The organism is Marinagarivorans sp., assembly GCF_982758155.1.
Genome location: NZ_CEXWTU010000132.1, coordinates 1 through 13406, shown reverse-complemented (window position 1 = coordinate 13406; position 13406 = coordinate 1). Strand labels below are relative to the sequence as shown.

At 43.6% G+C, this 13406-nt stretch carries 8 protein-coding genes; all 8 read right to left on the bottom strand.

Annotation, left to right across the window (positions count from 1 at the left end):
• Window positions 1-212 precede the first annotated feature (212 nt).
• Window positions 213-413, bottom strand: a complete 201-nt coding sequence (locus AC3A8L_RS13745; RefSeq protein ID WP_487962838.1) for a hypothetical protein — start codon at window positions 411-413, stop codon at window positions 213-215.
• 103 nt (window positions 414-516) lie between these two features.
• A complete protein-coding gene (locus AC3A8L_RS13740) occupies window positions 517-3561 on the bottom strand; it encodes a DEAD/DEAH box helicase (RefSeq protein ID WP_487962837.1) in 3045 nt (1014 codons plus the stop codon).
• 46 nt (window positions 3562-3607) lie between these two features.
• Window positions 3608-3742 (bottom strand): hypothetical protein, encoded by a 135-nt coding sequence (locus AC3A8L_RS13735; protein WP_487962836.1) that lies wholly within the window; start codon window positions 3740-3742, stop codon window positions 3608-3610.
• Between the two features lie 17 nt (window positions 3743-3759).
• Window positions 3760-4947: a restriction endonuclease subunit S gene (locus AC3A8L_RS13730; protein ID WP_487962835.1), complete on the bottom strand. Its 1188-nt coding sequence runs from the start codon at window positions 4945-4947 to the stop codon at window positions 3760-3762.
• A gap of 195 nt (window positions 4948-5142) precedes the next feature.
• Window positions 5143-6249 (bottom strand): PDDEXK nuclease domain-containing protein, encoded by a 1107-nt coding sequence (locus tag AC3A8L_RS13725; protein ID WP_487962834.1) that lies wholly within the window; start codon window positions 6247-6249, stop codon window positions 5143-5145.
• The gene (locus tag AC3A8L_RS13720) at window positions 6249-7838 is read right to left on the bottom strand and encodes a type I restriction-modification system subunit M (protein WP_487962833.1); all 1590 of its coding nucleotides are present in this window, start codon (window positions 7836-7838) and stop codon (window positions 6249-6251) included. The genes AC3A8L_RS13725 and AC3A8L_RS13720 overlap by 1 nt, the downstream gene beginning before the upstream one ends.
• Before the next feature lie 103 nt (window positions 7839-7941).
• Window positions 7942-11406, bottom strand: coding sequence for a DEAD/DEAH box helicase family protein (locus AC3A8L_RS13715; protein WP_487962832.1), 3465 nt, complete (start codon window positions 11404-11406; stop codon window positions 7942-7944).
• Window positions 11407-11470: 64 nt separating this feature from the next.
• Window positions 11471-13000, bottom strand: coding sequence for a sigma-54 interaction domain-containing protein (locus tag AC3A8L_RS13710; RefSeq protein ID WP_487962831.1), 1530 nt, complete (start codon window positions 12998-13000; stop codon window positions 11471-11473).
• Between the last annotated feature and the right edge of the window lie 406 nt (window positions 13001-13406).

The window sequence follows — 13406 nt, the reverse complement described above, 5'->3', positions numbered from 1 at the left end:
GGTTATTAAAACGAGTGCCTGTCCCAGCATTTTTTATGTGGCACCGCCGCGTATAGATTTCTCTGGCACGCTCAAGCCATCCATGGGCACTCCATACGCGCTCCCTACGCACAAGGGCCTGAGAAATCAATCCCCGCGGCTTTAAACGTGTGTGCCGGTAAGCTTGTTAAAACCAAATAATATTAGCTTTGAGTATTTATGCCTGGTGGTTATTAAAACGAGTGCCTGTCCCAGCATTTCGCCGCTAGCTGCGCCAATAACTTTTCTTGGGTATCGTAGTTGGGGTTTTTACTCTTTTCAGCTATTTCTTGTGGATATCGCTCTAAAAACTCTTTCGCCAACTGACGCGCAGTGAACTGCCTGTCGGGGTAAGTTTTTAGTGTTTCTATAATCATTTGTACGCGTGTTGTCATAAGTTACTCCTCTACAATATAAATCTCACATACTAATTAGGCATTTTGAATTACCGCTACTTTCTTCCAAATCATGGTAAACAAATAATCAACCCTAGCTCCTCTAAGGGGAGACAAATAGTTTAAAATCGACATCAACATCAGCACAAGTAGATATCCAGCTATCCAATAACTGGTAAGCTTGTAAGGATTCAGCTCTACCATCATTACCCATAGATATTTGATCGACAAAATCTCTCCTAGAAAATGCTCGCCCAACCACAACCCATAATTCTTTTTTTACAGCATAAGAACGTCTTCTATTTTTGATTATATTAATAGCTTCGCCTAATTGTTGATGACGTAAATCTTCCTCATCGTTATTATTATAAAATCTAGCACCGTCAATTAGCCTCAACCTTTCTAATGAAGGGTTACTTGTCGGGCTTGGCCACTTTCCTTTCAAACTCCCTAAATTACCCGGGAGCAAATCATCATTACCTGAAATCAATTGCGCTAGATTTTTTACTGCTTGACCACCTACTTCCGCTATTGCACCAGCAGATGACTGAGGGTTATCCGTTTCCCCACATTTAACATGAACAAAAACTAATTTTGATGGAGATGAAAGGATGAAGTCAGCCGGCTCAGTCCCCATGTCAGTACACAGTATCAAATCAAGATCAGCTATACCCTTAAAGAAAGGCCCGAGATCAACAGGTGTTAACGAAGAATCAGAAACACCTTTTAGCTTGTCTAACAAATAAAATATGGAGCATTCACCAAACTCATCAGGACTAACATTTCCTCTATCCTTTTCATCCAACCTCTGCTCATGCAACTCAGATAAGGCAATAATATTTCTGGGCAATTTCGACGATTCAAAATCAGACACCACATCAGTAGGTAAACTTACACGATAAAAATTTCCGCCCGCATATGATAAACCATCCGCATATAAGACTTTTACCGGTAGATTATTAAGAAGCTCAACAAAATCCTTTGCACCTTGAGAACGAGCGTTTACTGCAGAGTCTGCATAGGTCAACGTTGTAGAACACTTAAACTTAAGTCGATCTTCTTTTTCATCAAACTTCAGTTTTAAATGCACTTGATTATTGTCAAATAAGTCAACACCAGATAACGTGTATTCAAGGTACCTAAAACTATTTCCAATAACTTTAGCATTGTCACCTGATACCACATGCAGATCATAATCAGAGGCTGAAAAGTCAACGAATATATTCACAGGATTCGACGTTGGGACTTCCTTTATCGATTTCGCATAGGAACTTATAAAGTGACTTTCCAACTGTTTTGATGTATCAAGCACAGCCCCTATATCTGAGATCCAATCATTAAGCTCTTCCAAAGAGAAATTTCTTCGTTTTTGATCAGAAACTCGACCAGACCATATTCCCAAGTAATAACTACTATCCTTTTTATCTTCCTTATTTATATTATCTACCTTAAGAGTAGTTAGCGCATATGACGAGTTCCCTTGAGATGTTGTAGTCTTTTCTAGCTCATCTCCCTTTAGGGAGACGCCTTCTGGCCGGTAGCTTGACGTACTTATCGACTTGGTGTGAGCCTCTTTCGTTCTTGTTTTAACAGATCGACTTGCCAGATTTAGCAAATTTTCCACGTCAACTGAAGCGCCCAATTTCAACTTAGTCTCAAACGAATAATCTTTCCCTCTACTATCCAAAAGAGCCACGTAGTCTCCCAAGTCCTTAACCACCATAACTTCTAATGATGGCTCAAAAAACAACATATCTTTCAAAAGTTTCGAATTATTAAAGGAAACAGAAAACAAAACATCGATTCCCACAGTATTTTTAGGTTGACTAGCAAGAGTTCCTGTTCGCTCCAGTTCCCATGACACGTCATCCAAAAATGCTTCAATCGTGAACCCAGGTAATTTCTTAATAAAACAAACGGAAGCTAAAGGTATGTTAAGAGATTTTGACACATCAAAGTTTTTGAAGTTAAACTTCTTTTTGTAGCCCGAATCAAAGTAACTAATATCTGGAAACGCCTCCAAATAACTATCAATCAACGCTACTGTATCTAAAGAACTCAGAAATTTTTTAGCCCCCCGACGCAGATAAGAATCAAACTCTAGATAGTTTTTCCACATTCTATGGTTTGAATCGTTGTCAATCTCTGTAACTATTGCTTTTTCATTATCTAACTTTCTTACCACTCGACCCACTGTTTGAACCAATTCGCGGCCACTGGCGACAGGATATGTAAGAACAAGCAGTTTTGCTTCAGGGATATCAACCCCTTCATCCAGCTTCATTTGATGGATAATTACTTGCACCTCAGAACCAGAAATATCTCTCGGAACCTTAGTTTTACGAAAATCACAATCATAATTAACAAATCGCTCGTGAATCCCCAGCACACCAAATTCACCTGAAAACAGTCCGAAATATTCTTCCACACTTTCAAATGTCTTACACTTAACTATGCATTTAAGTTCAGGATGCTCCGTTAAAAATCTACGAACAAGCTCAACAACCTTATCCTTATCAGTCACAGAAAACTCTGGACCTACCAGAACACCATCCTGCAACGCTTGATCAAACGTATAGATGTAGCATTTGTCAGAGTCTAGATCGAATTGAAACAAATCGTTTCTGTATGGGGTGGCCGTAACAATAATTTTGTGAGTTTTAATGCCCCTCACAATCTCACTCCATGAAGGGGCGGGCTCTGAATGTCCCTCATCGATAACCAGAAGATCTATACTCTCTTCTAGAGCCACCAATTCCTGTAACTTACTGCCCTTCATTGACTGTAGCTTTTGAAACGTAGATACATACACCCCTTCGTTACTAGTATCTTCAACGTCACTATAGATATCTTTATGAGCTACATCACTCACACCAATCTTTTCAAAAAACGCCCCTTTCAACTGTCGAATCAACTGATCACATACGGCCCTTCTATTACTTAGTATAAGAATTCTTCGGAAATCCGAGCAATGCGATATTGCAGTAATTACACCACTTTTACCTGCACCGGTAGGCAAGCTAATCAAGCATGATTTATTTTTGTAAGGGGATGAAAAGTAGTCAAATGCAACATTTAAACTTGCCTTCTGACACTCCCTAAGCTTACCCCCAAATTTCTCTTCAACTTCAACATCGCTTAAACCCATTTATAACCCCTCAAATTTTTCATTCCATACTTTAAATGGATTTAAGTTAATTAAAATCAGCTAATGAACCTTGATCACACCAACTGACTTGCAGCTCTTTCAAAGCCTTTTCGTGTGAGCGGTAGTTTTCGCTTAATAGTAAAGCTAAACGTGTATCGACTTTGAAAGAGTGTTGGCTCATCGTAATAACGCCTTTATTTATAGTTGGCCTGAAAAAACCTTTTGGCTTAATGAAAAAAATTGATTCGCAAGTAGGTCTGTAGAGGATTTCACCTTATGATTTGAAGTCGAAGTCCTTTGATAAATCGCTTGAAATTGATTTTGTACCTCAATAGGTGGAATAGGAACTCTAATAGTCTTTAAATTTGCTTTCGATATATTAGGCATTGATCCTGCTGCGCCAGATGCATAGCTTTGCACCTTTTTCCTCATTCCCGAATGAGTTAGCAGTGCCCACAAATAGAAACGATTAAGACTACCTTTTGTTTGCAGTCTAAAAATCAAATCAGGCATCAAAAGTTTTGGGGGGGTGCTTTCAACTAAAGCAGCCGCTGCGACCAGCTCATGAGTATTTTTTCTCGTGAAAAGAAAATCACCTTCTTTAATTTCATCATTTAATTTAGGTTCATACCCATGAAATATTGCCTTGTTTTCACTTGGTGAATATTTACAATAGCTTACAGCACCTAATTTCAACACTCCCCACTCGCCGGCCTGAGCAGGCCTTGTATCACATTTCGGGCTAGTACCACTTTCAATTGCGTCTAAATGACAACCTAAACTTTCCACCTCCCACCCCTTCGGATTAGTCACCGGATCACCAAACATATCCAAAAAAACGGAGCGGAGGAAGTCATCGGCGAGTTGGATGGCTTGTTGGCGTTTGCGGCGGATGGCGTCGGCTTTGTCTAGGATGGCGGCGATGCGTTTTTGTTCTTTTAGGGGTGGGAGGGGGATTTTTGTCTCCTTTATCATCCCTTGATTAATATTTGGTTGTGCTCCACCTACTGCATTACGCAAAAACTCTGGTACTTTATCTAATAAGGCATAATAAACATACTTGGGAAAAGCTTTTTCTTCATCAGGAATAATATTACAAACAGCCTGATTGGTTGCCGCCCCCCCCAACCCTAGAATTGCCATTCGACCAACAGTAGCACCATACATTGCCAAAAGGATTGCTCCTTGCGGAACTATTTTTGCGCTGCTTTTCGCTACTGCCAACTCAGAGATAAATTCTGTTACTTCTGTAACAATGTTTTCTCTAAGGTCACCAGATTTAACCCAAGGAATATCTCCCTCATAATACTCTGGCTTCTTTCTTGATGGCGTACCGCCACTGCCAGTTAAACAAAAGTCACCAATAGCGATTAGAGGCCAACTCACAACAACACCTCCAGATCAACAAAATCCACGAATGGCGTTTTCCTAAAAAACGACTCTGACGCTGTACTATTTATCGATGAGTCACTGCCAAGGCGGTTGCTGGTGCCTTCGCCTGCCGGGAGCAGGCGCAGAGCGACCATGGATGGCTTGAGCGTGCCCAGCAATTGCCTTGACAGTGGCTCCAACACGCACCCCCTACTTAACACATTCAACTTGTTCATCCTCACCCCCCAACTCACCCGCCACATCGTTAGCAAACTCAGCCTCAATCTCCTCAATACTCGGTAAGCTGGCTTTTAAATTATCCGGCAAGGCCTGAGTGAGTTGATATTCAGAAACACCAATGGGTGTCTCTATACCCTTTAAGGCGTATTCGGCCACTAACTTGTCTTTTTTACGGCATAACAACAGGCCGACGGTGGGTTGGTCGCTGTCTTTTTTGAGCTGCGCATCTACCGCGTTAATGTAAAAATTGAGCTTACCGGCATGCTCTGGTGCAAAGTCCGTTGCTTTTAGCTCTATCACCACATAGCAACTTAGCCTCGTGTGGTAAAACAGTAGGTCTAGGTAAAAGTCTTTTTCGCCCACAGGCATACAGACTTGCTGCCCCATGTAGGCGAACCCTGCGCCTAACTCTAATAAAAACTGGGTAATATGTTTAACCAAGCCCTTTTCTAACTCGCGCTCGTTGTAATCGGCGGTAAGGCTTAAAAAGTCAAAAATGTAAGGGTCTTTTAAACTTTGTTTCGCCAAGTCTGATTGCAGCGGCGGCAAGGTTTGCTCGAAATTGGTGATGGCCTTGCCTTCACGTTGGTACAAGCCGCTTTCGATTTGGTGGATAAGCACATTGCGGCTCCAGCCGTGCTTTTGGATACCCGCGACGTAATACAAGGCCTCGTGCGGTAACGAACACTTATTGATAATGGCCTGATTGTGCCCCCAAGGAATGGCCGTGATTTGCGCAACAGCTTGTTGCGCAATTGCCTCATCTTGCCCCCAGTACTTATACCACTGGCGAATAAGCTCTAAATTACGCTTAGAAAAGCCCTTAATATCGGGGAAATCTGTTGTTAGATCTTTACTGAGCTGGGCCAAAAAACCATCACCCCACTGGCTGCTTTGTTGCTTCTCGACAATTTGCTTGCCCAGCTGCCAGTAGAACTGTAGTAGCTCTTGATTTACTTTTACCGCCACTTGTATGCGGGTTTGCATAAACTGCTGTTTAAGCGCGCTTAGCCACCCTTTATAATCATCGTTTGTGGCTAAAGCTGTTTTCGCAGTAGTTTTGGCAGGTTTACTCATTACAGCATGGCCTCTAGCTCGTCTAAATCTTTGAGAATATCCTGCTCTAGCTTCTTCAGTTTTTTTAATATCTTTTTGGGTGGCTCGTACACCTCTTCTTCATACACGACTTCTTTGTAGCGGTTTATACTTAAATCGTATTTATTATCGGCGATATCTTTTTTACTCACCATAAAGGCTTTTTGGGTTTTATCTGCCCATTTTTTTACCGATTTACCCGCCAAAGTGTTAGCGGAGTAGTGGTGCCATTGCTTGATTAAATCCGGTAGGTCATTACTGCCCTTACCTTTTAACGGTGTGCGCTTGTCATCCAAAGAAAAGCCATCCGCTTGTAAATCGTAAAACCAAACGTTTTCTGTCTCGCCGCCTTTGGTAAACAGCATTACGGCAGTACTCACACCGGCATAGGGTTTAAACACACCAGAAGGCAAGCTAATAATGCCTTCTAGCTGATTATCTTCTATCAGTGTTTTGCGCAGTTGTTGATGGGCATTGGATGAACCAAACAATACACCATCTGGCACAATCACGGCGGCACGGCCACCGACTTTAAGCATGCGTAAAATAAGCGCGACAAATAGCAGTTCGGTTTTTTTGGTTTTTACGGTGCGCAGTAAATCCGGGGATACATCTTCTTCGTCTAGGCTGCCTTTAAACGGTGGGTTTGCGAGGATTAAATCGAAACCTTCTTTGGCGGCATTGTTGTGCTTTTCGGTAAAGCTTTGGCTTAGGGTGTCTTGGTAGTGAATATCGGGGTCGGCGACGCCGTGCATTACCAAGTTCATAGCGGCGATGCGCAACATGGTGGCATCGAAGTCGAATCCGTGAAACATATCGCTATCCACATGCTTGCGGTTTTTTGCTAACTGGTCACCGGTGTAGATAATATTTTCTTGTGGCTTGCCGTCTTCACCTAATATGGGTGTGCCATTTTCATCGACTACTGGCTCTTTGATTGTGCCTTCTGCCGAACTGTATTTTTCTAATATGAATTCGTAGGTGGTGCTTAGAAAACCGGCTGTGCCACACGCGGGGTCGCATATGCGGTCGGTCGCGTTGGGGTTCATCAATTCAATAATGGCGCGAATGATGTGCCGTGGCGTACGGAACTGGCCGTTAATGCCCGCCGTTGTGAGCTTACTAAGCAGGTATTCATAGAGGTCGCCTTTGGTATCGCCTTGCGTAAGCGGTAGCTCGTTGACCATATCGATGGCTTTGCGCAATAACGAGGGTTTTTGCACCATTAGCTGGGCGTCTTTCATAAACTCGGCAAACAGTGAACCTTCGCCGCTGGTTTGCTTAAAGTACGGGAACAGTTCATCTCGCACAGTAACCAACAAGGCATCGGCGGATTCTATGTGCCGCAAGTTTTGCCAACGAATATGCTGTTGCTCGTCGTTAAAACGGCGGTTAACGCTTTTGCCAGTACGCTGCGCTTTTTTCTCGTCGCTGGTTTCATTCATATCTAATAAACGGGCGTACATGAGGAAGGTGATTTGCTCGATGACGGTAAGCGGGTTTGTCACGCCGCCCGTCCAAAACTCTTCCCATAGTTTGTCGATACTGCTTTTTAAACTGCCTGTGATCATGGTGTCTCTTTATATCGTAGTCATTGCAAGTTCGGTTAACTTACAATCAGGTTAACTTTTAATTGGGCTTGCTCTTAATTAGATTTGTTCTTAATCGGTTTAGCTATTCGTTTTCTGTTACTTGTACAGATTGCGATTTGTTTTTCATTTCTACGGTAAAGCCTGCAACAAACTTTGCGATAAGGTGGGCTTGTTCATCTTTAAACAGGCCGTCTATGCCGTCTTGATGCAAACTAATAAATGGTTGCTCGTATAGGTCTGCCACTTGCATTTCCCCTTTGCGGCAGATTTCACTTTTTAATAAACCGATAAAACGCTGCTGTAAGGCATTGAGGTTTATATGATGCGTTTGCACAAATTGAGTAAACTGCTTTTCTATTTCTTGTGTATCTAGGCCCACAATCGTACGTAACAGTTTATCGACACTGGCGGAAGATTCGGGGTAGAACTCTGCCAATACGGCTAAATCGATATTGGGGTTTTGGGTGTGAACCAATGAGTTAAGCGTGGCTAATTCATTTTGAGTGACTGGCTCACCGGCGCGTATCTTTTGCAATACGGGGTTTTTATCGAATAGCGGCGCTAGGGTTTTCTCGACCTCTTGACGATAGATTTCATAATCAACGGTACGAATATTGGTTTTTCGTTCGCTAACTTTGTATTCGGCAGCATCTTCTTTTATATCGTATACAGTGGTTTTTTGCGGGGGCACAATACCGCCTTTATCACGCAGGTGTATGACTTCTCTTAAGTTTTGCCGCTGGATTTCTATGTCATCAAAGCTTGCGGTCTGCCAGAAATCAGGCTGTTGAATCTGACTGATAAATTTAGCTTTACTGCGCACTTGGTTTAAATGCATAGATAAACTACGCACTTTTTGCTCCACTTCCATTTGCAGTGCGGGTAACTCTTCTGATTTAGATAGCTCTGGCTTGGTAAGTTTAGCTTGCTGAACATTGACCATATTTAGATCAAGCTTTAACGCTTCGGTTTGACCTTTGATATTTCGCCATTGCATGAGCGGCGCCATATCGTTTATCAATTTGTTTTTGGTCGCTGGGGTAAACTGATGCAATACATCGATTTGGCTTAGCTCTTGTTTTAGCTTCCATTTATCTTTTACGGCAATGGTGTCGTTATTTAGGCTGTCGATATCTTGCTTTAACAAAACTACCATTTTACCGAAGGCGTCCATCTCGCCACGTTTAAGCGCTTCTTCTGCAAACGTTAAACGGGCCTCAAAGAGTTTTTCACTAAGCGATTTGGATTGACGCTGCTCTTCCTCTTCGGGGTCAAGTTCGAAATAGTCAAAGTTGCCCCAGTGGTCAAAGATAACAAATTTACTTTTGTCTACGCCTGGGCCGAATAGGTTTTCACACAAGCGTGTGCCGCGCCCCACCATCTGCCAAAACTTCACTTTCGATTTAACCGGCTTGGCGAATACCAAGTTCAGCGCTTCGGGTACATCGATACCGGTATCGAGCATATCCACTGATACGGCTATGGTGACTTCGCTGTCTTTACCTTCAGTTTCTTTAAAGCTATCAATCAGTTCTTCGGCTCGTCCGTATTTTGAGTGAATCACACGGCAGAAGTTGCCGCCATAGCTGGGGTACATTTCGATAAACAGTTCTGCAATAAGTTCTGCATGAGCAATATTACGCGCAAAGACGATGGTTTTACCCAGGGTTTGACCATCGGCCATGCGCAAACCATTTTCCATTAGGTTACGGATTATCGCGCGATTGGTGTCTTTGTTATGTACGGCTTTGTCGATGCTTTTAGCATCGAAATCGAGTTCGTTGGGGTCGAACCCTTGATCTTCTAACTCCGCAATTTGCGCATCACTTAGGCTTTTGGCTTTTATGCCTTCACGTAAGAATTTGGTGGTATGGGTTATGACTTTAAAGGGCACAAGATTGCCCTCTTCAATGGCTTGCTCTAAGGGGTAGTTCGCCGTTGGCATTTTGTAGTCACAACCAAATAACTGACTGGTTGAACGGCTGATCATTTCTACCGGCGTTGCGGTAAGCCCTAATTGCATGGCATCGTAATATTTAAAAATATCACCAAATATGTTGTAGATGGAACGGTGAGATTCGTCGGCAATGATCAGGTCGAAATAGCCGGGATCAAACTCTTCCATAATGCTCATCATACCGGGGTATGTGGCGATATAGATTTGCGCATTTTTCTTGTCGTCTTTTTTGCTTTTACCGACAATGTAAAGCGGTTCGTTTAAGAATTCGTTATAAGCCTTACCCGCCTGTTTGCGTAGCTCTTTGCGGTCGCATAAAAACAATACGCGCTTTGCCCAGCCTGCATTAATTAATCGCTTCGTTAAACCAATGGCCACACGGGTTTTACCCGTACCCGTTGCTTGTACGACTAAGGCTTTACGATGCTGCTGACTAAAACGCTCGCATACACGGGTAATGGATTCTATTTGATACAATCGACCCGAGATGCCGGTATCAATGGGAGTAGCATTTAGGTCTTTACGGGTAGCACGCTGTCGAATGAGGTATTGCAGGCTGTCTTTACTGTAATAGCTATAAAGCTTCCTTGGTGCCGCCTTTTGAGCATCATCCCAAATGTATATGTCATGCCCGTTGGTGTAAAAGATGACGGGGCGCTGCTTGTATTTCTTTTCTAGGGCGTCGGCATATAGCTTGGCTTGCTCTCGGCCTTTTTCTGCGGTTTCTCGCGTACGCTTGGCTTCAATGACGGCTAAGGGTTTATCGTTGTCATCCCATAATACGTAATCAACATAGCCAAAGCCTGATGCTGTTGGTTGTTCATCGACCTTTTCTTCTAGGGTCACTTCTTCGGTGTTTTCACCGTTCACTAGGTCGATATTCCAGCCGCGTGAGTGAAGTTCTGTATCGATTAATCGGCGTCTTGTTTGCGCTTCGTTTAGCTCCAGAAGCCCTTTAGCAACCTGACTTGCCTTTTGGTACTTCTGTTTACTGGCCTCGTCTAATGCTTGCTGTAACTTGGCTGCTTCGCGCTGGGCCTTTTGTTCGGCTTCTTTTGCCTGCTCTAGCTCTTCAATGGCCTGTTCAAAGCGTTGTTGGTGCTCTGCCGCCTTCTGTTCTAGGGCTTTGGCTTGCTTACTAGAGACCTTATCAACACGCTTGGGCTCTATAAACGGTGATGGTTTACCTGCTTGATCTTTCTTAAAAGTAAGTAATAACCACCAGCTTAAAATATGTGCTTCTTTGAGTAGCCATAAACTGCTGCCATTAGAGAACTTACCTTCGTGAGCGGCTTTGTTGCCCTCTTTGCGAATGGCATGCAGCTTATCAATTAGGGCGCTATCAACCACTGAAGAAAAGCTGTTGTTTTCTAGTAGGTCGATAAACTTCTCGTTTGGCAAGCGCGGGAGCCGCCATTCACGATAAACAATACCTACTAGCTTTTCTGAAAAGCAGCGAAGCTTAATAAGAGCGCTTTGCGGATCTTCAAAAGTGTATTGTTCGGCATGCCCTCCCAAGTTAGCGAGATCTGGCCATATGGAGCGTAGGTGCTCAAAGTTTTGTGACTGCATAAATAATATTCTTTCCATAACAGCGCTCTCTCTATTCGTCTTTAGACCTATAGCGAAGCCCGTGCCAAGTTTAAAATGAACGCTATTTAATATTGTATTTGTCCATCCAGTTGTTAAGCGTTTGGTAGTTCTTTAGGCCCAACAACCCTGCCGCTTTGGTTTTGCTACCGCTACTCTCTTTTAGAGCCTGCTTGATGTAATGCGTAGTGATATCGGCTATTACACCCTGTATATCAAACCCTTGCGATACTTCTTGAACGAGTAAGCTGCTGCTTTGCTTATGCACTTGAGAAGACGCTTGAAAGCTCGCTTGCTGTATGTCTGTTTCGCTAATCGACTCCCCAGCGCCCCACAGTGACGCGCGTAGTAAGGTGGCATTTAACTCACGTACGTTACCCGGCCATGGGTAGGTTTTGATAATTTTTTTAGCCTTAACAGAAAGTTTTTTATGTTTATAGCCTGGCTGTGCGCTTGCCTCGCTGTTTATCTTTTCTAGCAGTGATTCCGCCAACACAACAATATCTTCTGTTCTTTGCCTTAACGGGGGAAGCTGCAATACGCCAATGGCAACGCGATAAAATAGATCCTCCCTAAAGCGGCCTGCGACCACCTCCTCAATAAGGTTTTTATTGGTCGCGGTGATTAGGCGTACATTTACTTTCTGCTCTTTGGTTGAGCCAACAGGGGTAAACGAGCCAACTTGCAGAACTCTAAGTAAACGAACCTGTTGTACTAAGGGTAACTCGCCGAACTCATCGAGGAACAAGGTGCCGCCGTCGCAACGCTCAAAGTAGCCCTTACGCGCCTCTGTTGCCCCGGTGAATGCACCTTTGGTATGGCCAAATAAGGTGGCATCAATTAAGTCTGCGGGAATGGCGCCACAGTTTAGGGCAAGGAAAGGCTTATCTTTACGCTGGCTTGCATTGACTATGGCGGTGGCAAATAGCTCTTTACCGGTTCCGCTTTCGCCCATTATCAACACCGGTACATCGCGCGCGGCGAGAATAGCGGCCAACTGTTTTAAGCGTTTTACTTCTGCGCTTCGTGTAATGATGTCGTCAAAGGCTGCGGTTACTGGGGCCTCGCCATTAATGAGCTGGGCTAGCTGGGAATCATTGCGCTCTGCCAACGTAGGTAAGAAGTCGGCCGCCACATCAAAAGGGATAATCTCTTCTTTTACGCCTTGCTCTATAGATGACTGAATAAAGCGTGCGGGATACTTGGTTTTACCCACCAAGATGGATACTGCCGTCATGGTGGATGTACCCGAAGTTAGCTGTATGTATAGCTGATGGTCAGGGTGGTTGGTAACGGCACTTTTTAGTACAGAGTCTAGCGCGGTGTAGATATCGCCAAAGTGAATGGGGCTAGATAGCTTAACTTTTTTTACATGTACGTTGCTTACATGCACTTTATCACCAGTGGAAAACCGTTGCTTAAGTGCCTCTAAAAGGGGTTTAACGGTGGTTGGGGGCTGGTTATGGAGGAGGTAAATGTGATCGTAGTGATCAGCACACAAAATGGCATCAAGCGGGCCTTTTAAGCCGTTTGCAGTATTTGGTAGGCCGTTAAGATCGGCATTGCCCACCCACGATACTAAGATCTTTGCCATAGATAGCTGACTCACTAATAGAAAAACTTCTGTTGCGGCATAAATTTATTTATATCGCATTGTATAGGTAACATTATAATTTGTATGGGGCTTTGGTGAAAAATGACGGTATTGGGCGCCGCTTATCCCGTCAGGGGCGAATTGAATGCAAATAAACATCTAGCCCCTTAGGGGCGTGCATTAAATAAGGGCCGAGGAAAAAATACTTTATCCAATAATACTTGTTTCCTGTCTCCTCAACGGCGTTGCTCAAAGCGTTACATGCCTAGGCATGCGCCTCTTCGAGCGCCTTGCTGAGAAAACAGGCTCCCTCGTCTAATTGGACAAACTATTATTGCCTCGCCCCTAACGTCCCGTTTTTGAATTCCTGGGTGCACGCTTGCCTTCGTTAAAAATATTTGCAATA

Excerpts from the sequence above, each read along its gene's own strand:
- AC3A8L_RS13745 (WP_487962838.1), bottom strand. The coding sequence starts at position 413 with ATGACAACACGCGTACAAATGATTATAGAAACACTAAAAACTTACCCC.
- AC3A8L_RS13740 (WP_487962837.1), bottom strand. The coding sequence starts at position 3,561 with ATGGGTTTAAGCGATGTTGAAGTTGAAGAGAAATTTGGGGGTAAGCTT.
- AC3A8L_RS13735 (WP_487962836.1), bottom strand. The coding sequence starts at position 3,742 with ATGAGCCAACACTCTTTCAAAGTCGATACACGTTTAGCTTTACTATTA.
- AC3A8L_RS13725 (WP_487962834.1), bottom strand. The coding sequence starts at position 6,249 with ATGAGTAAACCTGCCAAAACTACTGCGAAAACAGCTTTAGCCACAAAC.
- AC3A8L_RS13720 (WP_487962833.1), bottom strand. The coding sequence starts at position 7,838 with ATGATCACAGGCAGTTTAAAAAGCAGTATCGACAAACTATGGGAAGAG.
- AC3A8L_RS13715 (WP_487962832.1), bottom strand. The coding sequence starts at position 11,406 with ATGGAAAGAATATTATTTATGCAGTCACAAAACTTTGAGCACCTACGC.
- AC3A8L_RS13710 (WP_487962831.1), bottom strand. The coding sequence starts at position 13,000 with ATGGCAAAGATCTTAGTATCGTGGGTGGGCAATGCCGATCTTAACGGC.